General features: G+C 56.6%; 26 protein-coding genes. 3 read left to right on the forward strand and 23 right to left on the reverse strand.

Features of this window, described 5'->3' with window-relative positions; all coding sequences use genetic code 11:
* Window positions 1-7: 7 nt before the first annotated feature.
* Window positions 8-1,696, reverse strand: coding sequence for an ABC1 kinase family protein (locus BMZ36_RS02810; RefSeq protein WP_091191138.1), 1,689 nt, complete (start codon window positions 1,694-1,696; stop codon window positions 8-10).
* Window positions 1,697-1,810: 114 nt separating this feature from the next.
* Between BMZ36_RS02810 and BMZ36_RS02815 the strand changes: the two genes are divergently transcribed.
* On the forward strand, window positions 1,811-2,686 hold the full coding sequence (locus BMZ36_RS02815) for a C40 family peptidase (RefSeq protein ID WP_218142614.1): 876 nt from the start codon (window positions 1,811-1,813) through the stop codon (window positions 2,684-2,686).
* A gap of 77 nt (window positions 2,687-2,763) precedes the next feature.
* Here BMZ36_RS02815 and BMZ36_RS02820 read toward each other — a convergent pair whose 3' ends face one another.
* Window positions 2,764-3,963 carry an aspartate aminotransferase family protein gene (locus BMZ36_RS02820; protein ID WP_091191141.1) on the reverse strand — a complete coding sequence of 400 codons (1,200 nt, stop codon included), beginning with the start codon at window positions 3,961-3,963 and terminating at the stop codon, window positions 2,764-2,766.
* 106 nt (window positions 3,964-4,069) lie between these two features.
* Window positions 4,070-4,735, reverse strand: a complete 666-nt coding sequence (locus BMZ36_RS02825; protein WP_091191144.1) for an orotidine 5'-phosphate decarboxylase / HUMPS family protein — start codon at window positions 4,733-4,735, stop codon at window positions 4,070-4,072.
* A gap of 126 nt (window positions 4,736-4,861) precedes the next feature.
* Between BMZ36_RS02825 and BMZ36_RS02830 the strand changes: the two genes are divergently transcribed.
* Complete coding sequence (locus BMZ36_RS02830; protein WP_091191146.1) at window positions 4,862-5,284, forward strand: host attachment protein; 423 nt, start codon at window positions 4,862-4,864, stop codon at window positions 5,282-5,284.
* Window positions 5,285-5,365: 81 nt separating this feature from the next.
* On the opposite strand, the gene BMZ36_RS02835 is transcribed toward BMZ36_RS02830, so the two are convergent.
* From BMZ36_RS02835 to BMZ36_RS02870, 8 genes are all read right to left on the reverse strand, one after another.
* On the reverse strand, window positions 5,366-6,445 hold the full coding sequence (locus BMZ36_RS02835) for a hypothetical protein (RefSeq protein WP_091191148.1): 1,080 nt from the start codon (window positions 6,443-6,445) through the stop codon (window positions 5,366-5,368).
* A 29-nt stretch (window positions 6,446-6,474) separates the two neighbouring features.
* Entirely contained in the window at window positions 6,475-7,065 is a 591-nt protein-coding gene (locus BMZ36_RS02840; RefSeq protein WP_091191150.1) for a malonic semialdehyde reductase, read from the reverse strand.
* Window positions 7,062-8,558 carry a polyphosphate:AMP phosphotransferase gene (gene pap / locus BMZ36_RS02845; protein ID WP_091191153.1) on the reverse strand — a complete coding sequence of 499 codons (1,497 nt, stop codon included), beginning with the start codon at window positions 8,556-8,558 and terminating at the stop codon, window positions 7,062-7,064. Before pap ends, BMZ36_RS02840 begins: the two co-directional genes overlap by 4 nt.
* Before the next feature lie 15 nt (window positions 8,559-8,573).
* Entirely contained in the window at window positions 8,574-9,098 is a 525-nt protein-coding gene (hemG, locus tag BMZ36_RS02850; protein WP_091191155.1) for a menaquinone-dependent protoporphyrinogen IX dehydrogenase, read from the reverse strand.
* Between the two features lie 81 nt (window positions 9,099-9,179).
* Window positions 9,180-9,530 carry an iron-sulfur cluster insertion protein ErpA gene (gene erpA / locus BMZ36_RS02855; protein ID WP_091191157.1) on the reverse strand — a complete coding sequence of 117 codons (351 nt, stop codon included), beginning with the start codon at window positions 9,528-9,530 and terminating at the stop codon, window positions 9,180-9,182.
* Between the two features lie 59 nt (window positions 9,531-9,589).
* On the reverse strand, window positions 9,590-9,970 hold the full coding sequence (locus BMZ36_RS02860; RefSeq protein WP_091191159.1) for a bactofilin family protein: 381 nt from the start codon (window positions 9,968-9,970) through the stop codon (window positions 9,590-9,592).
* On the reverse strand, window positions 9,971-10,702 hold the full coding sequence (locus BMZ36_RS02865) for a DUF6776 family protein (protein WP_091191161.1): 732 nt from the start codon (window positions 10,700-10,702) through the stop codon (window positions 9,971-9,973). It lies immediately after the preceding gene.
* Between the two features lie 268 nt (window positions 10,703-10,970).
* Window positions 10,971-11,411: an Hsp20/alpha crystallin family protein gene (locus tag BMZ36_RS02870; RefSeq protein ID WP_091191163.1), complete on the reverse strand. Its 441-nt coding sequence runs from the start codon at window positions 11,409-11,411 to the stop codon at window positions 10,971-10,973.
* Window positions 11,412-11,596: 185 nt separating this feature from the next.
* Here BMZ36_RS02870 and BMZ36_RS02875 point away from each other — a divergent pair, with 185 nt between their 5' ends.
* Window positions 11,597-12,511 carry a recombination-associated protein RdgC gene (locus tag BMZ36_RS02875; RefSeq protein ID WP_091191165.1) on the forward strand — a complete coding sequence of 305 codons (915 nt, stop codon included), beginning with the start codon at window positions 11,597-11,599 and terminating at the stop codon, window positions 12,509-12,511.
* Window positions 12,512-12,568: 57 nt separating this feature from the next.
* Here the strand turns inward: BMZ36_RS02875 and BMZ36_RS02880 are convergent, their stop codons facing one another.
* The 12 genes from BMZ36_RS02880 to BMZ36_RS02935 all read right to left on the reverse strand — a co-directional run bounded on the left by BMZ36_RS02880 (window position 12,569) and on the right by BMZ36_RS02935 (window position 23,843).
* Entirely contained in the window at window positions 12,569-14,287 is a 1,719-nt protein-coding gene (locus tag BMZ36_RS02880) for a cyclic-di-GMP receptor FimW-related protein (protein ID WP_143085954.1), read from the reverse strand.
* A gap of 18 nt (window positions 14,288-14,305) precedes the next feature.
* On the reverse strand, window positions 14,306-14,662 hold the full coding sequence (locus tag BMZ36_RS02885; protein ID WP_091191387.1) for a SpoIIAA family protein: 357 nt from the start codon (window positions 14,660-14,662) through the stop codon (window positions 14,306-14,308).
* A gap of 72 nt (window positions 14,663-14,734) precedes the next feature.
* Window positions 14,735-15,469, reverse strand: a complete 735-nt coding sequence (pdxJ, locus tag BMZ36_RS02890; RefSeq protein WP_091191170.1) for a pyridoxine 5'-phosphate synthase — start codon at window positions 15,467-15,469, stop codon at window positions 14,735-14,737.
* Window positions 15,470-15,530: 61 nt separating this feature from the next.
* Complete coding sequence (gene recO / locus BMZ36_RS02895) at window positions 15,531-16,256, reverse strand: DNA repair protein RecO (RefSeq protein WP_091191172.1); 726 nt, start codon at window positions 16,254-16,256, stop codon at window positions 15,531-15,533.
* A gap of 15 nt (window positions 16,257-16,271) precedes the next feature.
* The gene (gene era, locus BMZ36_RS02900) at window positions 16,272-17,195 is read right to left on the reverse strand and encodes a GTPase Era (protein ID WP_091191175.1); all 924 of its coding nucleotides are present in this window, start codon (window positions 17,193-17,195) and stop codon (window positions 16,272-16,274) included.
* On the reverse strand, window positions 17,192-17,899 hold the full coding sequence (gene rnc / locus BMZ36_RS02905; protein ID WP_091191177.1) for a ribonuclease III: 708 nt from the start codon (window positions 17,897-17,899) through the stop codon (window positions 17,192-17,194). Before rnc ends, era begins: the two co-directional genes overlap by 4 nt.
* A 3-nt stretch (window positions 17,900-17,902) precedes the next feature.
* Window positions 17,903-18,271, reverse strand: coding sequence for a DUF4845 domain-containing protein (locus BMZ36_RS02910; RefSeq protein ID WP_091191179.1), 369 nt, complete (start codon window positions 18,269-18,271; stop codon window positions 17,903-17,905).
* Between the two features lie 11 nt (window positions 18,272-18,282).
* A complete protein-coding gene (lepB, locus tag BMZ36_RS02915; RefSeq protein ID WP_091191181.1) occupies window positions 18,283-18,990 on the reverse strand; it encodes a signal peptidase I in 708 nt (235 codons plus the stop codon).
* Between the two features lies 1 nt (window position 18,991).
* A complete protein-coding gene (gene lepB, locus BMZ36_RS02920; RefSeq protein WP_091191184.1) occupies window positions 18,992-20,035 on the reverse strand; it encodes a signal peptidase I in 1,044 nt (347 codons plus the stop codon).
* A 9-nt stretch (window positions 20,036-20,044) separates the two neighbouring features.
* Window positions 20,045-21,838 (reverse strand): translation elongation factor 4, encoded by a 1,794-nt coding sequence (gene lepA, locus BMZ36_RS02925; protein ID WP_091191186.1) that lies wholly within the window; start codon window positions 21,836-21,838, stop codon window positions 20,045-20,047.
* 125 nt (window positions 21,839-21,963) lie between these two features.
* Window positions 21,964-23,367: a DegQ family serine endoprotease gene (locus BMZ36_RS02930; RefSeq protein ID WP_245747756.1), complete on the reverse strand. Its 1,404-nt coding sequence runs from the start codon at window positions 23,365-23,367 to the stop codon at window positions 21,964-21,966.
* Between the two features lie 11 nt (window positions 23,368-23,378).
* The gene (locus BMZ36_RS02935; RefSeq protein WP_091191189.1) at window positions 23,379-23,843 is read right to left on the reverse strand and encodes a SoxR reducing system RseC family protein; all 465 of its coding nucleotides are present in this window, start codon (window positions 23,841-23,843) and stop codon (window positions 23,379-23,381) included.
* Window positions 23,844-23,845: the final 2 nt, after the last annotated feature.

Consider the following 23,845-nt stretch of genomic DNA (forward strand, 5'->3'; position numbering starts at 1 on the left):
TCAAGACTTATCGCTCCTCTTCCTTGCCCGAAATCCAGATCGATATCACCAGCCACAAGGTGATGAACAATGCCAGGATAAACCCCAAAGCACCCAAAACCGGCAACCCCAGCAATGTTGGGCCACTTTTGACTGTAGAGATGATGGCCGACCCGATCATCAGCGCTCCGGTTACGATCCCCATGGTAAGGCGATTGGCACTGCGCGTCATCTGGATACCGAAATGATCCAGGCGTTTGAGATCCAGATCAATGCGCAGATTGCCCCGACGCGCCTGCTTGATGAGTTTGCCGATATCCCGGGGGACGCCGGCAAGCACATGCAAGGCCTCCACCACCCCTTCCTTGCCGCGCTTCAGCAACGAAGCCGGGTTATAACGTGCCAATACCACCTGTTTCACGAACGGCGTCAGATGCGGCACCATCTGGAAATCGGGGTCGAGCTGCCGCCCCAATCCCTCCAGCGAAATCAGCGCCTTGAACAGCAGAGTCAGATCCGCCGGCAACATCAATTGGTGCTCGCGCGAAAGCGCCACGATATCGTTCAGTAGCGTGCCGAACTGTACTTCCTTGAGCGAAAGATTTTCATAATTGAAGATGAAATCGGCGATGTCCGCAGCCAGCTTTTCCTCATCTACCACGGCATCGCCGGTCCACTCCAGCAACACGTTCAGGATGCCGTGCTCGTCGCGCTGCGCCAGTGCCGCAAGAAGATCGACGATCTGGTCTCGGCGTGGATGAGGCAGGCGCCCGACCATCCCGAAATCGAGAAATGCCAAGCGGTTTCCGGGCAGATATTTGACATTGCCCGGATGCGGGTCAGCATGGAAATAACCATCGATCAGCACCATTTTCAGCACCGCATTGGCTCCACGCGCCGCCAGAACCTTGCGATCCAGGCCTGTGGCATCGACTGCCTCCAGATCGTTGCCAGGAATCCCGCCGATATAGCTCTGAACATTCAGGCGCTCGGATGTCCATTCGCGGTAAACGTGCGGGAGCTCGATCTCGACATTGCCGGAAAAGTTCTGGGTAAACCGTTCCAGATTGCGCGCCTCGGTCGAAAGGTTGAGTTCGCGGCGCAGCGATTTGGAAAATTCGTCGACGATCTTGATCGGTTGATAGCGCCGCATTTCCGGAAATTCAAACTCGGCCAGCTGGGCAATATGGCGCAACACCCGCAGGTCGGCTTCGATCTTGGGAATAATGCCGGGGCGGCGAATCTTGAGGACCACCGCTTCGCCCGACTTGAGGCGGGCACGATGTACTTGGGCAATCGAGGCGGAACCGATCGGAACCGGATCAAGTTCATCGAAAATTTCATGAGGGTTCTGTCCCAGCGCAATCTGCAACTCGGGGAGGAGCGCTTCGAACGGCAATGACGGCGCAGCGCTTTGCAGCTTCTCAAACTCGGTAATCCACTCCGGCGGAAACATGTCCACACGGGTGGCCAAGACTTGACCCAGCTTGATATAGGTCGGCCCCAGCTCTTCCAGAGCACGGCGCATGCGCACTTCGGGCTCGACCTCTTCTATCTCGTGCTTGCCCGGCAGATGCAGCAGGTCACCTGCCTTTTCAATCCCCTTGGCCAACCCCAATCGCTGTACCAGATTTCCCATGCCATGCCGGACCAGGATGGCAATGATGTCGCGCAGACGCGGCAAGTCCCGAACAACGTTAAAGGTTTCCTTGAGCATGGGGCAACCGGAATCGTGTCAATGAATGAATGGTTATTTCAGCGGATGCAAAATCAGCCGTCTAGTGCATTCTAGGCTTTACAGCGTTTGTGCGCACCGTTAGAGTTCAAACCCATGAAATTTCACCTTACAACGGCCTCCCTCATCATGGTTTTTGCCATGGCCGGTCTGCGTGCGGATGGCACCAAAGCTTCTGCGCCAGCCGCCATGGACAAGAGCAAATCCGTGACAGCGTCCGCTCCGGCAAGAAAGGCCTCGGCACCGGCAGAAACGGCGTCCGCCCCTGCTGCAGCCGGAAAACCGCGCCGGGTTTCCGCCAGCGAGCCGGCCAGAAAAATCGCCCAGGATTATGCTCCGGCCCAGGATCTGCTGCTTTCTGCGATGGGTCTGATCGGCGTCAAATACAAATGGGGCGGCAACACGCCCGAGTCGGGCCTCGACTGCAGCGGTTTCGTGCGCTATGTCTTCCAGAATTCGCTCAACATCGTTTTGCCTCGCACCTCCTTCAACATGAGTCGGATAGGCGACACCATCGAAAAGGAAGAACTCAAACCGGGCGATCTCGTATTCTTCAACACCCTCAAGCGCCAGTTCTCGCACGTCGGCATCTATCTGGGCGACAACCGCTTCATCCATTCACCGCGCAAAGGACGCACCGTCGAAGTCGCCAACATGAGCGACAACTACTGGACCAAGCGGTTCAACGGCGCGCGCCGCATGAGCGAGCTCGATCACGAGACCCTGGATCTTGATGCCCTGCTGCAGGGGCGCCCTGCTCGCCAGCCTTCAGCCAGCGCAGCGGAAGGCAGAACCTGCCGCAAAATCACGCGGGTCCGGAACGGCAAGAAGATTGTGACAAACGTTTGCGCCAGAAAAGGCGCCAGCAAACCGACGGCGCGCAACGGCAAAGCCTCTGCTGTAGCCAGCAAGCCAACAGCCAAAAAAACCGCCAAAAAGGTCGTCAAGAAAAACAAAAAGAAACGCGGTTAGCAAATCCGCTTAGACAGCAAACAAACACAAGGGGCGCATACAGCGCCCCTTGTTGTTTTTCCGGTTCTATCTCCCGATCAACCGAGGAATTTCTTCAATGCCTCGGTAAACCGCGCCAGCCCTTCGTCGATGTCGTTTTCGGAAATGATCAGCGAGGGCGCGAAACGAATCACATTGGGGCCGGCCATCAAGATCATCAGGCCATTCTTGCTGCAAAGATCGAGAATCTCCTTGGCGCGGCCGGCATACTTCTCTTCCAGCACGCAACCGATCAAGAGCCCCATCCCGCGGAAAGCACTGAATACGCCAAACTGGCCATTGATCAGTTCCAGGCGCTTGATGAAATGCTGGTGCTTGGCGATAACACCGTCGAGCACTTCCGGGCTGTTGACTACGTCCAGCAATGCCCCCGCGACCGCACAAGCCAGCGCATTGCCGCCATAGGTCGTGCCATGTACGCCCACGCCGAAATGCTGCGCAAGATCGGCCGTGGTCAGCATCGCGCCAATCGGGAAGCCGCCCCCCAGGCTCTTGGCACTGGAAAGGATGTCCGGCACGACGCCATAGTGCTCGTAGGCAAACAGTTTGCCGGTGCGCCCCACGCCGGTCTGGACTTCGTCGAAAATCAACAGGGCATTGTGCTTGTTGCACAGCTCACGCGCCGCCTGCAGGAACTCGGGGGTTGCCGGCAGTACGCCGCCCTCGCCCTGGATCGGCTCCAGGATGACCGCGGCGGTATCGTCGTCGATCAATTGCGTCAGCGATTCGATGTTGTTGTACTCGAAATAGGCAATGCCTTCCGGCTTGGGACCGAAGCCGTCCGAATACTTGGGCTGGCCGCCGACGTTGACGGTAAAGAGCGTCCGGCCATGGAAGGAGTTAAAGGCGGACAGGATCTTGTGCTTGTGCGCACCAAAACGGTCGTGAGCCACACGACGAGCCAGCTTGAGCGCGGCCTCGTTGGCCTCGGCACCGGAATTGCAGAAAAAAGCGCGCTCGGCGAAGGTCGCATCAACCAGACGCTTGGCCAGCAACAGCGCCGGCTCGTTGGTAAAGACGTTCGAGACATGCCAGATCTTGGTGGCCTGTTCCTCCAGCGCCATCACCAGCGCCGGATGGCAATGCCCCAAGGCATTCACCGCAATGCCACCAGCAAAATCGAGATACTCGCGCCCCGCCTGATCCCATACCCGGCTGCCGGCGCCCAACACGGGAACGAAATCGGCAGGTGCATAGGTGGGGACAAGATAACGGTCAAAATCGGCACGGGTAGACATTGGGCAATCCTTCAGGTCAAACAAACGGGCACACTGGCCCTGACAGCCAGAATTTTACCGCAGTGCGGAAAATGTGTGGGGGAGGATGGAAATATAAACAGATCGTTCAGCGATCGGCGATCTCGCGCAGGCGTCGCGCTCGCTCTTCCATGTCCGGTGCATTGACCACGGCCTTGCCGACGATCACGATATCGGGTGCCAGAATCGGTTTGGCCTGCTCCAGCATGCCGATATCGACCCCGCCGGCAATCGCCATCTGCAGCCCGCACAGGCGCTGGATTTCCAGATATTCGCGAAAACTTCCAACCAGGTTCTCGCCACAATCCGCGCTCTTGTGCACGCAGAGGTAGCGCGCCCCCAATGCCTTGAGTCGGGTGCAGCGCCCTTGATAATCGACCACGGTCTGCATGTCGAACATCACGTCCACGCCATACCGCTCGGCGATGCCCAATACGGTCGAAACCGCCTGGTCGGTTGCACAAGCCAGCATGGAGAACATGTCGGCGCCGGCCTGGCACATCAGCAGCGCTTCCTTCTCCGGACCATCGATGATCTTGCTGTCGACAAAAACCGGCTTGCCCGGACACCGATCCTTGATTTTCTGCACAATGCCAACGCCGCTGTATTTCAACAGCGACGTGCCGACTTCGATGACATCAAAATAGGAACCCACCCGGCCCGCGACATCCAGCACTCGGGCTTCATCCGGCAGATCGATCGACAGGCACAGTTTCATGAGCAGGCACCCGTTGCACAGGGGATACTTATCCATTGTGGCCCATCATGCTCCACATTGCCATGGCGCAACTGCCATCCATCCGGAGCGTAAAATTATTCTTGAGCAAGCAACCCGTGTTGAGGCTAGGCTTGAATCGTGTCTTTCACAAGGGAGCGTACTATGACCACTTGGATTCTCGTTGCCAATGCCAGTCAAGCAAAACTCTATTCCCGATCCAGCATCAAGAATGGCCTCTCGCTGGTCAAGACCCTGAGCCACCCCGAAAGCAGAATGAAAAACTCCGACCTGGTCAGCGACGGAGCAGGCGCCATGCAAAGCGCCGGCGGCCACGGAGCGCGCCAACCGCAAACAGCACCCAAGCAAAACGAGGCAATCCATTTTGCTCAGGAACTGGCCCAAGAGCTCAATCAGGGGCGCAACGATCAGCAATTCGGGAAAATTGTCCTGATGGCCCCTCCTGCCTTTCTTGGCCTGATCAACGACAAGCTCGACTCACAAACGGCCAAAATGGTGTCAGCCAAGCTGGACAAGGACTATACGCAGGTCGGCGAAAAGGAAATCCTCGGGGCACTCGGCTGGTAACCTGATTCTTCCAGAGTCAGGCCTGCCGGCTGGCTTATGGCAAACAAAAGGCCGCGTCTTGAAAGATGCGGCCTTTGTTTTTCAGGCTTCGTGCTGATGCAAGCCTGTAAGCTCGTAGACGGTGTCGTCGAAATACTCGTCGTTCTCGTCCAGTTGCCGTAACTGGAACGCCAGTTTTTCCAGGGAAATACTCCCCGAAGTAAAACGATCTTTTGTGCGCTTCATGCTCTTCATGCGCGCAAGAAGCTGACCACGACGAGCCTCGATTTCCCTTTTCTCGCGCCGGTGCGCGCCGAGTGAAAGGTTGAGCCAGAGAATCAGCGGCACGACAAGCACCCACATTTCCATGAAAATCAGGCAAAGCGTCAGAATGGTCAGCAGCAAATACCAGACCTGGTCGGCCTGATCGAACTCCGGCAGCAACACGGAAAGCGATGGCCAGCGGTTCTTGAGCAGACGGGCTACGCGGGCATCGTCAATGACGTCGAGTCTCTTGTGCGCAAGCGCCATCTCCAGAGCCAAAGTGACATAGGCATTGGTAATCACCCGGTTATGCAGCCACTCCGTCTCCTTGTAGGCCCGCATGCGCGCCATCAGTTCCAGTCTGAACTCCGCGCTGGTCAAGGGCGGGATATCATCGTTGCAGGGATCGGTCAGAGCATGTTGCACCAGCAGCGGATACCCTGCCACGTCGATCAACTGCCGGCGGCGTTCCGACAAAATGCCGGCCAGTTGTGGCATATCGGGAAAATCGAGATTGCCATACTGGCGCAGCAATTTTTCCAGCCCGTCGGTGCCGGGATTCTTTCCGGGATGTTCGCGTAGCGCTTGGCGCAGACGCACGATCTCGGCACGGATACGCTCGCCCAACGGAGCAACCTCCGGCACCCACGACAACTGCAGCAAAGACTCGGCCCGGTAGAAACTCTCGTCGAAATGACGATAAAACCCGGCATGGTACATGCCCACCGATTCTTCATCGCGGGTCTTGTCGCCGGTGACAAGCGGAGGAGTCGGAGGGTGGCGCTTGAGGTTGACGCACACCATGTTGATGGCCGACTCGACATCCGGTGCAACACCGGCTCTGGCAAAAACAGGCGCGAGCTCATGCCTGCGGCCGCGCCAATCCTCCAAAGCCTTCCAGATACTCCAGTCTGCCATGATCTCTATTTTTCTCCCTGCGCGGGATGTTACTTGATAGTGCAGGCTTCAAGGAAGTCCAGACGCGGATTGCGCGGATAAAGCTTCTCTGGATCGCCATATCCCAGGTTGACGAGGAAATTGGCCCGCCAGCGGCTGCCGGCAAAAAATGCCTGGTTGACCGCCTCGGCATCGAACCCGGACATCGGTCCGCAATCCAGCCCCAACGCCCTGGCAGCCAGAATCAAATAAGCCCCCTGCAGGCTGCCGTTGCGCATGGCTGTTTCCTGGATCAGCGCATCGTTGCCGACATACCAGCTGCGGGCATCGACCTGCGGATACAGCCTGGGCAGGTTTTCATGAAAATCCAGATCGTAGGCCACGATCACCGTCACCGGTGCCGCCATGGTTTTTTCCACGTTGCCCGGCGCCAGACACGGCTTGAGCAGTGCCTTGGCCTGCGGCGACTTGACGAAAACGAAACGCGCCGGACAACAGTTGGCGGAGGTCGGCCCCCACTTGAACAGGTCGTACAAGCGCAACAGTAGCTCGTCTTCGACAGGTTTATCCTGCCAGCCATTGTGCGTGCGGGCCTCTGAAAAAAGCTGGCCGAGAACGTTCTGATCCAGATCCTTGCTCATCGCTTTTTCTCCTTTTTTCCGAGGCGTGCTTCGATGGCATCGCACAGCGTCTCAAGTATGCGGATGCGCGCATGATTCTTGTTGTTGGCCCCGATCAGATGCCAGGGAGCTCGCAACGTGCTGGTACGGTCGACCATATCGCTGGCGGCGGTAATGTAATCGTCCCATTTGTCACGGTTGCGCCAGTCTTCTTCGGTAATTTTGAAACGCTTCCACTCGGTCTGCTCGCGGGACTGGAAACGGGCCAGCTGCTCATCCTTGCTGATCGCCAGCCAGAATTTGACCACGATGGTGTTGGCATCATCGAGCTGCGCTTCGAAGTCGTTGATCTCGCCGTAAGCGCGCATCCAGTCGGCACGAGGAGCAAATCCCTCGATGCGTTCGACCAATACCCGTCCGTACCACGAACGGTCGAATACCGTGATCCGCCCCTTGGCGGGCAAATGCCGCCAAAAGCGCCACAGGTAAGGCTGGGCGCGCTCTTCCTCGGTCGGCGCGGCAATCGGCACGACACGATACTGGCGCGCATCGAGCGCGGCCGTGATCCGGCGAATCGCCCCGCCCTTCCCCGCCGCATCCATGCCCTCGAACACGACCACCACGGCCATGTCCTGGAACCTGGGATGACGCGTAAGCAGGTTGAGCCGTCCCTGCATGGCTTCGAGTTGCGCCTTGTAGTCATTGCGCTCCAGGTTCTGGTCAAGCGGCAAGGTATCTAGCAGACGCAAACCGTCCACCGGCGGCAACAAGGGCGCCGTTTCAACGCGCATCTGCCGTACCGACGGACGGGCCATGTGATGTTTGACGGCATCGAGAATCTGCTCGCCCACACTCAGGGCACGGAACTGGGCATCCTCACCCTCGACCACCCGCCACGGCGCATCAGCCTGGTTGGTGCGCATCAGCATGGAACGGCTAGCGTCGATGATCTGTTCGTAATGGCGGGAAAACCAGCGGTCCTCGTCGCTGACGCGCCAGGCGGTCAACTCGTCGGCGGACAGTTTTTTGAGGCGCTTCTTGAGTACATCGCCGGAGAGATGCAGCCAGAACTTGAGCAGCAGCCCGCCTTCGTCGGCGAGCATTTTCTCGAAACGGGCGATGCGCTCGATTTCGCGCTCGAACTCCAGGGTGCGTTTACCGCTGAGATATTCCCACATCGGCCCGGCATACCAGCCACCGAACAGGATGGCGATCTTGCCCTTGGGTGGCAAGGTGCGCCAGTATCGCCACATTGGCGGACGACTGCGCTCTTCGTCATTGGGCGGCCCGAAGGCATGGGAGGCGATGTGGCGCGGGTCCATCCATTCCATCAGCAGATTGGCCATTTCGCCCTTGCCTGCCGTCGGCACCCCACCCAGCAGGATCACGACCGGGAAGTCAGCACGGTCCAGAAGCTGGTACTGGGTTTCAAGCAACTCCTGCCGCAGAATCGGCTCCTTCTGGCGGTAGGTTTCCTTGTCAACCTTGTGCCCCAATTCTGCGGAATCGAACATGCAGCCCTCGCTTATTCAGAATAACGATCGCGCAAAACGCCGTATTTCGTCCCAGTCCGTGAACTCCACGTCACGGGCCGGATCGGTCGGCCCGCCCGTAATCCACATGATGAAACGGATCACGAGCCGGTCATACCAAGTGTAGCGGGTGTAAAGCAGTGCACCGGGAAAAACAGCCAATTTTTGCGGCCGCCAGGCGGTCATTTTCAGGAAACGGCGCATGTAAGCCGAACCCTCTGGCGTGTTTTTGCCCGGCTTGCGCGCGGTGAGATTCACGCAAAAAAAGGCGTTGGGGCGCGATTCCAGTTCGGAGCGATGAGCTTCGATGAAGGCATACAGATTGGCTGGCAGATGGCCGTAATGGATTGAGGCACCCATGACAACGCAGCGGCTTTGCAGAAGGGCCTGCGCCGCCTGCGGATCGTCGAGCGACAGCGATACAGCGGTTCGGCCATGCCCCTTCACCTCTTCCGCCATGCATTCGCAGATGCGGTACGTTTGCCCTTCGCGGGTGGAATACAGGAACAGGACATCAGTCATTCTATTTTCCTTCACAGAACCTGTTCACAGAAAAAAGAAAGGAAGCCGAAGCTTCCCTTTCTTTTTTGGAGGCTGCGTTCATCAAACCGAGAACGAAGATCCGCAGCCACAGGTGGAAACGGCATTCGGATTCTTGATCGTGAACTGGGAGCCTTCCAGGCTTTCGACGTAATCGATTTCGGCGCCGACCAGATACTGGTAGCTCATCGGGTCAACCAGCAACGTCACGCCGTTTTTCACGACAGTGGCGTCGTCGTCATTGGCCACTTCATCGAAGGTAAAACCATACTGGAAACCGGAACAGCCACCGCCGGTCACAAAAACGCGCAATTTCAGGTCAGGATTGCCTTCTTCCTGAATCAATTCACGAACCTTTTCGGCTGCCGCATCGGTAAAAATGAACGGGCTCGGCATGTCGGTCGCAGTGCTCATGGCTTGCTCCAAAATAGTTGACTAACAAAGTAGGATTATCGTCTTGCATCCTGGTCCGGTCAATCCTCGGACGTCTTGACGTCACCCAGGAAAATCAGGCGTCCATCGACGATGGCACCAGGGTGCATTTCCAGCGTCTTGTAGGAAAGATCTCCCTTGATCCGCGCCTTGGGCTGCAGTTCGACATACTGGCTGACCTCAATCGGTCCGACAATCTCGCCATTGAGGATCAGATGGGTGCAAGCCACCTTTCCTTCAATGCGTGCTTTTTCACTTACCACCAGCGTACCGGCCTTCTCGTCCGACGAGGAAACATTGCCCGTCACATGGCCGTCGATGCGCAAACCTCCCGCAAAAAGCAGATCTCCGCTCACGCTGGAGCCAGCGCCGATCAAACTGTCGATACGGTCACTCTGGTGGTGCTTGTTCTTTTTGAACATCTAGACTCCCCCGACTTTCTTTTGACATTGCGCCACAACCTGCTTGCCATCATGGGACAGAATGCGCGCATCCAGAAGTTGCGGCTGCGCATCCGAGGGCAATTCGATCACCCCTTCCAGCCGCTCGTAATGCTTGACATGAACCGGCTGCGGTTTGTCCTCGCCTTGTACGTAACGCCCGCGTTGCCCGCGTTTCAGGTAATCGACACCGACAACCAGCCTGCCGTTAAATTCGGCCGCGCTGTTGAAGCCCTGCGCCAACAGTCCGCGATACCGGAATCTGCGCCCATCTCCCAACGATTGCAACTCACAGGCGACAAACCTCAAAGCACGCGCGCGATCATTGACGGTCAGGAGTGACTCAAGAAAAGTCAACGTTTCAAGCCGGGACGAAGCAGCCGCCTGCGACTGGGCCAATTCCCTAGTCAGCGTTTCGCGCGTGGCAATTTCCACAGCAGCACGCTGCTCGGCAAGACGACGGGCTGCATCAGCTGCTGCCACCTGTTTTTCCAGTTCTGCCACGCGCTCGGTCTGGGCATCGAAACCGCTCGAATGCGCTGCTTTTGATTCAATCCAACCCAGCCAGCCACCCGCAGCAAGCAGTCCACCAATGAACATCAACGCAATACCCGCCCGCGCGATCCGCATTCGCCGGCTGGGTGCTGGACGCAACGCCATGGGAGCAGAGGCCAAATGGGCGCGCTGCTGGCGATAGAAACGCTTGATCGGCATAAGAGCATGGAATAACCGGAATCTCCGGATACTACAGGATGATTCCAGCCATCGCAAAAAGGGCCGGACAATCTTTCGCCCCCCAAGCTGCAGACAAAACGGCATGCCCGTTACCTATGTCTCCGAGCACCTGTAACCCATGTCTACAGTCCATACACCCTCCTTGAGCAGGGGCTCCGTTTTGCGGAAGGGATTTACCCAAAATATGAGGGCCGAAAATTCTTTCGGCCCTCATTTTCCCCTTGGCGAAAGGGGTCTCAATGGCACACTATTCGATCGTCAGCTTGTGCTTTGGCTCCGGCTGCATCTTTTTGGGTAACACCAACTCCAGCACGCCATTTTCGAATTTGGCTGTCGCCGCCGTGTCATCGACTTCGCCCCCCAGAGTAAAGCTGCGCGAGACACGCCCAACATAACGCTCGGAGCGAATCAGTTTTTCCCCTTCTTTTTCTTCATGCACAAGCCGGCTTTCTGCCGAGATGCTCACCACATTGCCTTCCACATGGACATCGATGTCTTCTTTCTTTACGCCGGGAAGATCGGCATGCACCGTGTAGGCCTTGTCGTCTTCGCGCACATCCAGATTGATGCGCGACATACCTTCGTAATCAAGCGGTTTGACAAAAAAACCTCGCAGCAGACCATCCATGCTGCGGAACGGATCGTCGAGCAACGTATCCAGATTGCGACGTATCAGACCACCACTCATCACACACCTCCTTTGCTTCGAACGGGATGTTCCCATTCAAACTTAGAACAGCGCAAAGCAGTTTCAATGATAAAAATCAAGCCTGCTGCAACGCACAAACCCAAGCTGATTGAGCAAGGCAAGCAGGTTCCAGATCCTGCCACTACGGGCTACAATCCGTCGCTTCATATCTAGCTGAGTACATCATGCTCTGGTTTCGCAACATTCAAGCCTACCGCCTGGCCGAGAATCACGGCATCACCCCAGCCGATATCGCAGAAAAACTGGAAAAGAAGCCTTTCGTGCCTTGCGGCAACCACGATCTGTTTTCACAAGGCTGGATTGCACCGGCAACGCATGCACCTGATCTCTTCACGGCCGCCTGCCAGGGCGCGGTACTGATATCCCTGAAAACCGAAGAAAAGCTATTGCCGGCCAGCGTAATCCGCCAGCAAGCCGAAGCGCGCATCCTGCAGATCGAAGCAGCGGAAAACCGCAAGGTGGGCCGCCGCGAGGCACGGGAAATTCGCGAACGGATCGCCGAGGAACTCACGCCGCGCGCCTTCGTGCGTGCCCGTCACCAGCGCGCCCTGCTGGATCTGGAGCAGAACTGGGTGTGGGTTGAAAGCGGATCGGCCACCAAGGCCGAAAACCTGCTGTCCCTCTTGCGGGACACCTTGGGCAGCCTGCCGACTCGCCTGCTGGACACCCAGACATCGCCACAGGCAGCCATGACGCTCTGGCTGCAGGAAGGAGCACCCTCGCCTTTTTCCCTGGATGCGGATTGCGAATTGCGTTTCCCCGGCGAAGGAGGCGCCGTTGCCCGCCTGACGCGCCAACCCCTGGAAGAAGAAGAGATCAAGCAGCATTTGCTGGCCGGCAAACTGGCCACACGCCTGGGACTGGTATGGGAAGACCGGATTGCTTTCCAGCTCAATGAAAATATGGCGCTCAAGCGCATGAGCATGCTGGATGTTCTAGAGGAGCAACTCGAAGACGCCAGCGCGGAAGACCAGGCTGCATTGTTCGATGCCTCGCTGGCATTGATGGTGGGGGAGCTGCGGGCATTTTTTCCGGCATTGGTCGAAGCTTTGGGAGGAGAACCCCTGCAGCCGGCTTAGGTTTAGGCTTTATCCCGCGAAGGAGCCGCACGATCCGTGCCGTGCACTCCTTCCGGATCAGGCGTCTTTCTTCAGTACGTTGACCAGAACCCATGTCCAGTCAATGCCTTTTTCCAGCACGCTCCCCAAGCTGACAGTAAACGCTTTTTCGCGCGCACGCACCCGGTAGATCCTGCCATGGCTATAGTCGGCCGAGTGCATGATCAAGGTATTGACGCTCCCGTCTCCGATCTTGTGCGGGAGGTAGATGCCGGTCCGGACATTGAGCGCATCGTAATGCCCATGAAATCCAACTTCGGCCACCGAGATGCTTTCGATGCGATCAAGATCATCGGAATGCATGCTGACCGTCACCGGTGTATTCGTCAGAATCTGGATACCCGCATAAATTTCATCATCGCTCATGCGGTTGAGACGGCGTAGCACGCCAACATGCCAGTTTTTCCCCTCGTCTTCCCGCACTCCAAGCAACACACCGGGACGCACCCATTCGTTTTCGCTGTAGACCAGAATGGCGCCCAGCCCGCTCACGCTTTCGTTGTCAATCGCCCAGGTTTGCCAGTTGTGTTGTTTCACTTGAACCGTATAGGGATTCATCGACAACTTTTGCTGGGTTCGGTTGGAAACGAAACCATAAAGGCGCATGTCCATGACTTCGTCGTAATCGACCCTGTCCTTGACATCGACACTGCCTTTTTCCCTGTAATGCCGCTCGTTATCCTCTTTGACATGGACACACAGCCTATCCAATCCATGAATGACACAGGCAGCCTTGCTGACTTTCCTGCGCTCCGGGCGCTGAACCAGGCAATTGCGCATGCTCATGGTCCAGAAAACTTCCAGATGCTTGAGCAGCTCGATGGTGCCCGCAGTATTGCACCCCTCACCCAAACCGAGACTCTTGGGTGTGGCTCCGGCTTCAAGCCTGGACAAAATCTCCTGCACCTTGGAAACCAATTCCGAGATTCCCCAGCACCGGTAGGTTTCCCCCTCTTCTGCGGGAATGACTTTTTGCGGACCGGAAGCATCCTGCAGGCACACGCAGTAATGATGGACATCCTTCTGGCTTTTTCGGGAAAGCTGCAACAGTTTCGACCAAGAATCCAGCCAGCGGTCTACCCAGTTTATCTGGGAAACAGACAGGTTGTTGCTCGCAACCGTCGCCAGCATCAGCATTTGCAAATACTCGTCGGCACAGGAAGACAGCTCGGTGGAAAGACTGGGATAGAGCGGGAACGGATTGCAATCGACGCCATCGATTTCGGCAAGGCGATATATCTGGTTGGCCTCTGTCCACAATTTGGCCGGGGCCTTTTCAAAGCGGAAGTAATTCCACTTGGCCTTGATAGCCAGATAACGGAGGTTGCGGGCAATGGCCAGAGGCATGTCGGCACCGAACACCGCACGGCTTTTCTCATCCCCCCCTTGCTGGATAAAAGCCTGGTAGGCTTCGCTCATCGCTCTGGCAAACCCGCAAATCTCCTTCCAGAGCTTTTGTTCGGTCTCCTTGGGCATGCGGGGGTTGGAAATGTACTGGAAGCAGACCGATTCGAAAGCCGGCTGCACGGCATTGTCGATCCACAGCAACGACTGCAACACCTCGCTCGTCACCGACATCCTGCCAGTTGACAGCATACTGGCAATTGCATCGCTGACTTTCTGCAATTGAGTAGCCGCATCAGCTTCATTGAGCGGCTTCCACCAAGCCTGCGCAACACGGACATTCACAAAAGGCGTCTTGTGATGCGAAAACAACGAAGCGAGTCGATTAAGCATGAAATTATCCTGTAATTTTCATGTAGTCGCCGATTCTAGCAGCCAAACGACCGCTTCGTCTGCATCTTCAAACACCTGCAATTCAGCCTCGGTCATCAACCGGCTCAACCAAGCCGACCACGTCACCCACTGATCCGTCGTCACCACGGCAATCTTGCCTATTTCCTGGCGGTGCCCTTTGGAAAACCTGATTTCTTCCATTGCCATGTCCAGGGTATAACCTGCCATATCCTGCAAATCCACAAGCAGATTGACCGGCCCCTCGACTTTGGCCGCCGACACCACGTAATTCTCGAATTCGCGAAAATCCTGCAGCGTGAATTCGTTGAATACCACAGCCCGGTAATACCCGTCCTCATGCGCGATAGTAATCATGGCTGGCTCCTTTTCTGCACACTGTGCTTTCAGCATAGAACATGCATGCCAGTAGTCAGCATCGTTAAACGCTCAAAAACGCAAGTTGCGCGCCTCCAGCATCAATACGCGCATTTCCTTGATCGCCCGCTCCAGGCCAACAAAGACCGCATGCCCCACGATGGCGTGGCCGATGTTGAGCTCCTTGATATGGGGAATGGCGGCAATCGGCTGCACGTTATGGTAATTGAGCCCGTGGCCGGCATTTACGATCAAACCCAGCGAGGCAGCATATTCCGCAGCTTTGCGTACCCGTTTCAGCTCTACAGCCCGCTCAGCGGACGTTTCGGCATCGGCATAACGTCCGGTGTGGATTTCGATGACAGGAGCTCCGAGTTCATGCGCCAGCTTGATCTGCTCAAGGTCCGCATCGATAAAGATCGAAACGCGGACACCGGCCACCAGAAGCTTTTGCGTGTATTCGGCCACCGTATCATAAAACCGGCGCACATCCAGCCCGCCCTCGGTCGTCACTTCCTCGCGCCGCTCCGGAACGATGCAGACATCGTGCGGCTTGACCTCCAAGGCATGGGCCAGCATTTCCGGCGTCAGCGCCATTTCCAGGTTCATGCGGGTCTGCACCACCGCACGAATCAGGCGCACATCCTCATCCCGGATATGGCGGCGGTCTTCGCGCAGATGCAGGGTAATCAGGTCAGCACCGGCTTGCTCCGCGAGCTGCGCAGCCAGAATCGGGCTGGGATAGGGGGTGCCGCGCGCATTGCGCAGGGTAGCCACATGGTCGATATTCACGCCAAGCTGGATCATGGTCTTCTCTGTTTTTTGGGGATTGGTAGGTATTTTGCCGCGAAGCAACAAAAGCGGGAAGCTACAACTTTTGCAGATCGATCAACAACTGGCGGGTATGAAGCGGCGCATCGCCCAAAATGGCGGCAAAGGCCTGGCGCATCAGCAATTTGCCCTGCTGCAATGTCTTTTCTGAAGAGAAATCGGCGGAGGCAAACGCCAGCAAGGCGCTGCCGTCATAACGCGGTAGATCGTTGCGTGCTGCGACAATCCCGGTTCCGGGCAGGAAACCGTACTGCCGCCCGGATTCGACCGCCACGCCGTCGCTGGTAGCCTGCCAGTTCATGCCGTAACCGGATTCCTGCAAAAGCTGGCGCTCAAAGCCGCGCAGGACGGGTTCAACAGCTCCGTTCTGCTGTAAACAGGCCAAGTTGCGAATCGCTTCGAAATACGCGGAAAACAAAACCGGATGCGGATCGTCGCGCGGCAGCAAGCGCAGCAGCAACTCGTTCAGATAGAAGCCGCACAGAAGCGGCAAACCAACCAGTTGCGGAACGCCCCCCTGCCATTCGGCCGAATGCAGGGTTTTGACTTCGCCGGCACCGAACCACGACAACACCACCGGCTGGAACCCCAGCAACACGGCCCGCAGCTGCGAGCCGGGACGCTGGGCTCCGCGTGCGACCAGCATTACCCGGCCGTGATCGCGGCTGAATACGTCGAGCAGGCGGCTGGTTTCCCGATAGGGATACTGATGCAGAATGAAGGCCGGTTGTGCGTCCGTGCGCGACTGTTTCGACCTGGCCACATCGCCTCCGCGGCGTTATTCGTAACCGTACTGGCGCACCAGACGGGTATCGTCAGCCCAGCCGCTCTTGACCTTGACCCAGATCTCCAGGTGCACCTTGGCATCGAAGAGCTTTTCCATGTCAATACGAGCGTCGGTCCCGATGCGCTTGAGCTTTTCGCCGTTCTTGCCGATCAGGATCGCCTTCTGGCTGTCGCGGTCAACCAGCACTGCGGCGTAAATGCGGCGCAGCTCGCGGCCATCCTTCATCATCTCTTCGTCGAATTTTTCGATTTCCACAGCCATCGCATAAGGAAGCTCGTCACCCAGCATACGGAAAATCTTTTCGCGGATGATTTCCGCAGCCAGGAAGCGCTCGTTGCGGTCGGTGATCTGGTCTTCGTCGAACAGCGGCACGGATTCCGGCAACAGGGGCTCGACCGCCTGCATCAGCACATCGAGCTTGAGCTTGCGCTGCGCCGAGATTGGCACGATGGCGTGGAAATCGAAACGCTTCGACATCGCATCGACAAACGGCAACATCGTCGACTTGTCAGCGAGTTCATCCATCTTGTTGACGACCAGGATCACCGGACGATTTTTCGGCAACAATTTGATCACTTCTTCGTCGGCAGGGCCAAAACGCCCCGCCTCGACCACATAGAGCACCACATCGACATCAGCCAGGGTCGTGGTTACGCTGCGATTCATTGCCTGATTCAGCGCATTGCGATGCTTGGTCTGAAAACCCGGCGTATCGACGAAGACGAACTGGGCACTGTCCGTGGTCATCACGCCGGTAATCCGGTGGCGCGTGGTCTGCGCCTTGCGCGAGGTGATGCTGATCTTCTGGCCGATCAGGTGATTCATCAACGTCGATTTGCCGACGTTCGGTCGCCCCACAATCGCCACAAAACCACAACGGAACTCCTCGGCGCCCACTTCTTCCAGTTCGTTCATTTCTTTTTTCCTTTGCCCGGATAACGCTCGGCCAGTAGCAAGAGCGCCTCGGCTGCTGCGAGTTGTTCAGCCGCGCGCCGACTGGAGCCCTCTGCGCGGGTAATGATGGCGCCATCAGCTACGGCGCAACTGACTTCAAAAATCTGGTCGGGCGAATCGCCCTCCTGGCGCAAAACGGTATAGGCCGGCAGGGTGAACTTGCGCGCTTGCAGCCACTCCTGGAGCGCGGTCTTGGCATCCTTGGTTCCTGCCGAAGGGTCGATCGAAGCCAGTCGCTCGGCAAACAGCTTCTCCACGACTTTTTCCACGGCGACGAAACCGCCATCGAGCCAGATGGTGCCCAGTACGGCCTCCAGCGCATCGGCCAGGATCGAAGCACGCTTGTGTCCGCCGCTCTTGAGTTCACCCTCGCCCAGCCACAAATATTCGCCGAGGTTGAGCTGGTTGGCAATCAGCGCCAAGCCTTCCTGGCAGACCAGCGCCGCCCGCATTCTTGAAAGCTCGCCCTCGGAATGCTGCGGAAAATTCAGGAACAAGGCGCGCGCAATCAGGGCGTTGAGAATACCGTCGCCAACAAACTCGATGCGCTCGTTGTGGGTAGAGGAAAAACTGCGATGGGTCAGCGCCTGCTTCAGGCGCACCTTGTCTACAAATGAATAACCGAGCGCCCTTTCCAGGCGCTCGGCGGGAAGGATCACTGCCAATTCTTAGTTTCCTACGCTTTTACCGGATGATTCGTCGATGCGAAAATCGAACAACAGGCTGATATTGGCCACCAGCGGAACAACCTTTTCATATTCGACGACAATGCGCGTCACGCCGCCAGCCTGAATGACCTTGAGGTCTTGCGGTTTGACATCATCGATATAGCCGATCTGGGCATTTTTGGAAAACGACTCGCGAATCGCTGCCGGAGTCTGCCCGGCGCTTTCCTTGGCCAACCGCGCAATCGTCGACTTGGCGCTGAAATACTGATTGTAGACCGGCACCACCTTGAAAAAGGTCACCGCCGCCGCCGCCACGAAAATGGCCACGATGATGAATCCGAAAAAAGACAGGCCCTGCTGCTTTTTCATGAGAAGCTCCTTTAGCGAATCGTGGTTCCGATGCGGCCAGGCTGCTTGATATTCAGCCAGACGAAAAACGCTTTGCCAACCACGTATTTGTCCGGGACAAATCCCCAGTAGCGCCCGTCGGCACTGTGGTCACGGTTGTCACCCAGCATGAAGTAGTGCCCTTCCGGTACTTTGCAGGTGAACCCGTCTTCATCATAGCGGCAATTCTCGCGATAAGGAAAATCCGCGACCTTGGAAAGGTCGAAAGCAGGCTGCCTCGGCACTTCCAGCGTCTGGTAAGTATGCGAGCCCAGCGTTTCGGTAAACTGGCGGTTGATAACCGGCTGGACACTCTGTTCGAAATACATGTGCTCACCGGCCGCGTCGGTTTTGACCCGCTGGCCATTCACGGTCAGGCGCTTGTTGCGGTAGGTCACGGTATCCCCCGACACGCCGATCACGCGCTTGATATAGTTGATCGACGGGTTTTCCGGATAGTTGAACACCATCACATCGCCATGCTGCGGCTTACCCACCGGAATCAGTACATTGTTGACGATCGGGATGCGGATACCGTAACTGAACTTGTTCACCAGAATGTAATCACCGACCACCAGACCAGGGCGCATCGAGGGCGACGGAAGCTTGTAAAAACCCAAAGCGGCCTGCAACACAACAACCACAAACAGCAAAGCCGATATAGTTACAGTGCCTCCACGAACAGGCCACAATTTTAACATACTAACGTATCACTGTTCCTATGCGTCCCGGCTGCCCAATATTCATCCAGACAAAAAACGCCTTCCCTACCACATACTTATCCGGAACAAAACCCCAATAACGCCCGTCGGAACTATGATCCCGGTTATCACCCATCATGAAGTAATGCCCTTCCGGTACTTTGCAGGTAAAGCCGTCTTCATCATATCGGCAATTTTCGCGATAAGGAAAATCCTTAACCAACGAGAGATTTACTGGCAAATATTTTGGTGACTCAAGTGTCTGGTAGTTCCGGCCACCAAGAAACTCCGAGTTCAGTTTGTTTGCAACTTGCTCTTGATAACTACAGAGCAGGCCAAAAAAACTACACGATTTTTGAGTAGGGAATTTATCGCCATATGGAGGTTGTTCTACTGCTTTAACATTTTCCCAATAATTATGTCCGCCGGCCGCTTCCGTCTTGACCGCCTGACCATTCACCGTCAGCCGCTTGTTGCGGTAAGTCACGGTATCGCCCGGCAAACCGATCACGCGCTTGATGTAATTGATCGACGGGTTTTCCGGATAGTTGAACACCATCACATCGCCATGCTGCGGCTTGCCGACCGGAATCAGCACGTTGTTGATGACCGGAGTACGGATGCCGTAACTGAACTTGTTCACCAGAATGAAGTCGCCCACCACCAGACCGGGGCGCATCGACGATGACGGGATCTGGAACGGCTCGACCAGGAATGAGCGCAGTACGAACACGATCAGGATGATCGGGAAGAAACCGCGCCCGTACTCCACCCAATCCGGAGCAGGCGCTTCATCCCGCTTCCTTGCCAGCACAAAACGCTCCCAGCCACAGATTGCGCCGGAGACCAGCACGAAGACCAGCATCGCTGCGGCAATCGAGAAAAACTGTACCAGCAGGGTGAACGCACCGATCACCACCGCCAGATAGCCGTACTGCACCAGTTGCGGGGGTTCGTTGTTCTTGCGTTCCTGCTTCGATCCCATCTTGACCAGCACAGGCCCCAGAATCAATGCCGCAACACCCAGCAAAAACCAGTTGTTCATGCGTATTCCTTATTTGTCGGAAACCTGCAGGATTGCAAGGAAGGCTTCTTGCGGAATTTCCACGTTGCCCACCTGCTTCATGCGCTTTTTGCCCGCCTTCTGCTTTTCCAGCAGCTTGCGCTTGCGACTGATGTCTCCGCCGTAACACTTGGCCAGCACGTCCTTGCGCATCGCCTTGACGTTCTCGCGTGCAACAATCGTGCTGCCGATGGCTGCCTGCACCGCCACATCGTACATTTGGCGAGGGATCAACTCCCGCATTTTGGAGACCAATTCGCGACCACGATAACGCGCTGACTGCTGGTGAATAATCAGCGACAGCGCATCGACTTTATCGCCGTTGACCAGCACATCGAGCTTGACGAGATCGGCGGCACGGAATTCCTTGAACTCATAGTCAAGCGAAGCATAGCCGCGGCTTACCGACTTGAGCTTGTCAAAGAAATCCATCACCACTTCGGCCATCGGCAGATCGTAGGTCAGCATCACCTGCCGGCCCATGTACTGCATGTTGACCTGATTGCCGCGCTTCTGATTACACAGCGTGATCACCGCGCCGACATAATCCTGCGGCACCAAAATCGTTGCGGTAATGATGGGTTCGCGGATTTCCTGATAACGCGAAGCATCCGGCAGTTTCGATGGGTTTTCGATGTGCTGGATGGTGCCGTCCCGCATCACCAGCTCATACACCACAGTCGGCGCCGTGGTGATGAGGTCCATGTCGAATTCGCGTTCCAGCCGCTCCTGCACGATCTCCAGATGCAACAACCCCAGGAAACCGCAACGGAAACCGAAGCCCAAGGCCTGGGAGACTTCCGGCTCGTAGTGGAGGCTGGCATCGTTGAGTTTGAGCTTTTCCAGGCTATCGCGCAGATTTTCGTAGTCGTGACTTTCCACCGGATACAAGCCGGCAAACACCTGCGATTGCACATTCTTGAAGCCTGGCAAAGGTTCATCCGCCGGCTTTTGTGCCAGCGTAATCGTGTCACCCACCTTGGCGCTTGCCAATTCCTTGATACCTGCGGTCACGAACCCCACTTCACCGGCGCACAGCACGTCGCGCGGCACCGATTTCGGGGTGAACACGCCCACCTGTTCGCACAAATGCTGGGCCTTGGTCGACATGAACAGCAGCTTGTCCTTGGGTCTGATCTCGCCATCGACCACCCGCACCAGCATGATCACGCCAACATAGTTATCGAACCAGGAGTCGATAATCAGCGCCTTCAACGGCGCATCGAGCTTGCCCTTGGGCGCGGGCACCTTGGCAACGATCATTTCCAGAATATCTTCCACCCCGATACCGCTTTTGGCCGAGCAGTGGATGGCATCCGTGGCCTCGATGCCGATGATGTCCTCGATCTCCTGTGCCACGCGGTCCGGATCGGCCGCAGGCAAATCAATCTTGTTCAGCACCGGGAAAACTTCCACGCCCTGTTCCAGCGCGGTGTAGCAGTTGGCCACCGTCTGGGCCTCCACGCCCTGCGAGGCATCGACGACCAGAAGTGCCCCCTCGCATGCGGAGAGCGAGCGCGATACCTCGTAGCTGAAATCGACGTGTCCCGGCGTATCGATCAGGTTGAGGTTGTACACCTGACCGTCGCGCGCCTTGTACTGCAGCGCAGCGGTTTGCGCCTTGATCGTGATGCCGCGCTCTTTCTCGATATCCATCGAATCAAGCACTTGCGCACTCATCTCGCGCATATCGAGACCGCCGCAGTATTGGATGAAGCGATCCGCCAGCGTGGATTTGCCGTGGTCGATGTGGGCGATGATGGAGAAATTACGGATATGGTCCATTGTTACCGTCTTGAAACAACATTAAAAAGGGGCACGCCATGCGTGCCCCGTAGAGCGATTGGCCTGAATTCTAACGGAAATCAGCCGGATAAGCATCCGGCAGCGGGCCTAACTCCAATTGCCCCTCATTGTGCAGGCGCCGTGAGAATCAGGAAAAGGGGCTGACCACTACGAATCACCCTCAGTGGTATGCTTTCTCCTGTTTTGAGAGAAGCCAGGGCTTGTCGGAACTGGGAAAAGCTTGTCACTTCCCTGCTATGAATTCCTGCAATCACGTCTCCGTGCTGCAAACCGGCCTGCGCCGAAGCTCCCGTAGCCTCCTGCACCAGCAATCCGAAGCTAACCCCCAATTCCTTCTTCTGATGCTCGTTCAACTCGCTTACAACAAGCCCGAAACGACCGTTTTCTTCTTGTTGTTTATCCTTGAGTGCACGCCTGGCACTCTTTTTGTCCATTTTTTCCAGCTCACCAAGCGTCAGCGACAGTGTGATGGTTTCTTTATCTCGCCAGATTTCGACCTTGGCTCTGCTTCCTGGTTTGGCGGCCGCAACCATACGCGGCAAATCGGCAGAAACCGTCACAGTCTGGTCGTTAAACTTGAGAATGATATCGCCAGCCTTGATCCCGCCTTTGTCCGCCGGGCCACTCTTTTCCACCGAAGATACCAGTGCGCCGAAAGCTTTGACCAAACCAAACCCCTTGGCCAACGCCTCGCTTACATCCTGAATCGTAACGCCCATGCGCGCCCTTTGCACTCGCCCGGTTGACTTGAGCTCCTGCGCCACCTGGAGAGCCACATCGATCGGAATAGCGAAGGAAAGGCCCATATAGCCGCCAGATCGGCTATATATCTGGGAATTGACGCCCACGACTTCACCGTTCATGTTAAAGAGCGGCCCCCCCGAGTTCCCTGGATTGATCGCCGCATCGGTCTGAATGAACGGTACATAATTTTCATCCGGCAAATTGCGCCCTTTGGCTGAAACGATTCCGGCTGTCACCGAATGCTCCAGGCCGAACGGCGCTCCGATAGCCACAACCCACTCACCCACTTTGAGTTTGCCGACATCCCCCACATTGACCTTGGGCAGTCCCTTTGCATCAATTTTAAGCAGGGCAACATCGGTGCGCGGGTCGGAACCCACCACTTGGGCCTTGAAAGTACGCTTGTCGGCCAGCTTGACGGTGATTTCGGTGGCATTGGCCACCACATGGGCATTGGTCAGAACGAAACCGTCGCGTTCCACAATAAAACCCGACCCCAGGGAGTGGGTTTGGTGCTCCCGAGGTTGCCCACGCTTTGCTCCCGGCGGGAAAGCAAAACCGAAACGGCGGAAAAGCTCCGTTATTTCATCGTCGAACTCCGCGACGGAGCCCGTTTCACGAACAATCGAGGTCGTGGAAATGTTCACTACTGCCTTGCCTTCTCTCTCCACCAGACGGGTAAAATCCGGCAAAGTCTGCGGCGCTGCATGCGCCACCGATACCAAGCCAAATATCATCAATTTGGTCAAGAGCCACTTCTTCATGGTCATCATCCTCACTGAGACTGGTTTTTACAGGTAGAACTTGTTGGCTGCCCCGGCCCCCGCTTTTCCACGATCACCGGTTCAACCATTTTCGAGCGCCGAATCCAGAGCACCATGAACGCCGCCAATGCCCCCACTACCGCTCCGAGCAGAGCAATCCGGTTGGCCATTCTGGTCGGTGCGAACAAATGCCCCAACGTCGCCCCGGCCATCAGCAAGGCCAAGGGCAATCCGTAGCCCCACAACGCGCTTTTCAGCAGCATGCCGTCATCGACGGAAACCAGCACAAGGTCGCCCGGTTGCGCATCGATAGGATTGCGCACCCGGAACTCCTGCGCCCCGCCGAAGAGTCGCGTTAGCGCCACCGTTTTACAACCGGATTCGGGATCGCAATTTCCGCATGAGCCGTGGGGCTTGACCCGCACCCAGGCATACTCGTCTTCAACACTGATGACTTCCACTTCACTTTCAATCATTT

It is taken from the genome of Formivibrio citricus, assembly GCF_900115065.1.
Lineage (GTDB): Bacteria > Pseudomonadota > Gammaproteobacteria > Burkholderiales > Chitinibacteraceae > Formivibrio > Formivibrio citricus.

What these genes read in the sequence shown, in the direction of transcription:
- BMZ36_RS02810 (WP_091191138.1), bottom strand. Translation starts at nt 1,696, where the DNA reads ATGCTCAAGGAAACCTTTAACGTTGTTCGGGACTTGCCGCGTCTGCGC.
- BMZ36_RS02815 (WP_218142614.1), top strand. Translation starts at nt 1,811, where the DNA reads ATGAAATTTCACCTTACAACGGCCTCCCTCATCATGGTTTTTGCCATG.
- BMZ36_RS02820 (WP_091191141.1), bottom strand. Translation starts at nt 3,963, where the DNA reads ATGTCTACCCGTGCCGATTTTGACCGTTATCTTGTCCCCACCTATGCA.
- BMZ36_RS02825 (WP_091191144.1), bottom strand. Translation starts at nt 4,735, where the DNA reads ATGGATAAGTATCCCCTGTGCAACGGGTGCCTGCTCATGAAACTGTGC.
- BMZ36_RS02830 (WP_091191146.1), top strand. Translation starts at nt 4,862, where the DNA reads ATGACCACTTGGATTCTCGTTGCCAATGCCAGTCAAGCAAAACTCTAT.
- BMZ36_RS02835 (WP_091191148.1), bottom strand. Translation starts at nt 6,445, where the DNA reads ATGGCAGACTGGAGTATCTGGAAGGCTTTGGAGGATTGGCGCGGCCGC.
- BMZ36_RS02840 (WP_091191150.1), bottom strand. Translation starts at nt 7,065, where the DNA reads ATGAGCAAGGATCTGGATCAGAACGTTCTCGGCCAGCTTTTTTCAGAG.
- pap (WP_091191153.1), bottom strand. Translation starts at nt 8,558, where the DNA reads ATGTTCGATTCCGCAGAATTGGGGCACAAGGTTGACAAGGAAACCTAC.
- hemG (WP_091191155.1), bottom strand. Translation starts at nt 9,098, where the DNA reads ATGACTGATGTCCTGTTCCTGTATTCCACCCGCGAAGGGCAAACGTAC.
- erpA (WP_091191157.1), bottom strand. Translation starts at nt 9,530, where the DNA reads ATGAGCACTGCGACCGACATGCCGAGCCCGTTCATTTTTACCGATGCG.
- BMZ36_RS02860 (WP_091191159.1), bottom strand. Translation starts at nt 9,970, where the DNA reads ATGTTCAAAAAGAACAAGCACCACCAGAGTGACCGTATCGACAGTTTG.
- BMZ36_RS02865 (WP_091191161.1), bottom strand. Translation starts at nt 10,702, where the DNA reads ATGCCGATCAAGCGTTTCTATCGCCAGCAGCGCGCCCATTTGGCCTCT.
- BMZ36_RS02870 (WP_091191163.1), bottom strand. Translation starts at nt 11,411, where the DNA reads ATGAGTGGTGGTCTGATACGTCGCAATCTGGATACGTTGCTCGACGAT.
- BMZ36_RS02875 (WP_091191165.1), top strand. Translation starts at nt 11,597, where the DNA reads ATGCTCTGGTTTCGCAACATTCAAGCCTACCGCCTGGCCGAGAATCAC.
- BMZ36_RS02880 (WP_143085954.1), bottom strand. Translation starts at nt 14,287, where the DNA reads ATGCTTAATCGACTCGCTTCGTTGTTTTCGCATCACAAGACGCCTTTT.
- BMZ36_RS02885 (WP_091191387.1), bottom strand. Translation starts at nt 14,662, where the DNA reads ATGATTACTATCGCGCATGAGGACGGGTATTACCGGGCTGTGGTATTC.
- pdxJ (WP_091191170.1), bottom strand. Translation starts at nt 15,469, where the DNA reads ATGATCCAGCTTGGCGTGAATATCGACCATGTGGCTACCCTGCGCAAT.
- era (WP_091191175.1), bottom strand. Translation starts at nt 17,195, where the DNA reads ATGAACGAACTGGAAGAAGTGGGCGCCGAGGAGTTCCGTTGTGGTTTT.
- BMZ36_RS02910 (WP_091191179.1), bottom strand. Translation starts at nt 18,271, where the DNA reads ATGAAAAAGCAGCAGGGCCTGTCTTTTTTCGGATTCATCATCGTGGCC.
- lepB (WP_091191181.1), bottom strand. Translation starts at nt 18,990, where the DNA reads ATGTTAAAATTGTGGCCTGTTCGTGGAGGCACTGTAACTATATCGGCT.
- lepB (WP_091191184.1), bottom strand. Translation starts at nt 20,035, where the DNA reads ATGAACAACTGGTTTTTGCTGGGTGTTGCGGCATTGATTCTGGGGCCT.
- lepA (WP_091191186.1), bottom strand. Translation starts at nt 21,838, where the DNA reads ATGGACCATATCCGTAATTTCTCCATCATCGCCCACATCGACCACGGC.
- BMZ36_RS02930 (WP_245747756.1), bottom strand. Translation starts at nt 23,367, where the DNA reads ATGAAGAAGTGGCTCTTGACCAAATTGATGATATTTGGCTTGGTATCG.
- BMZ36_RS02935 (WP_091191189.1), bottom strand. Translation starts at nt 23,843, where the DNA reads ATGATTGAAAGTGAAGTGGAAGTCATCAGTGTTGAAGACGAGTATGCC.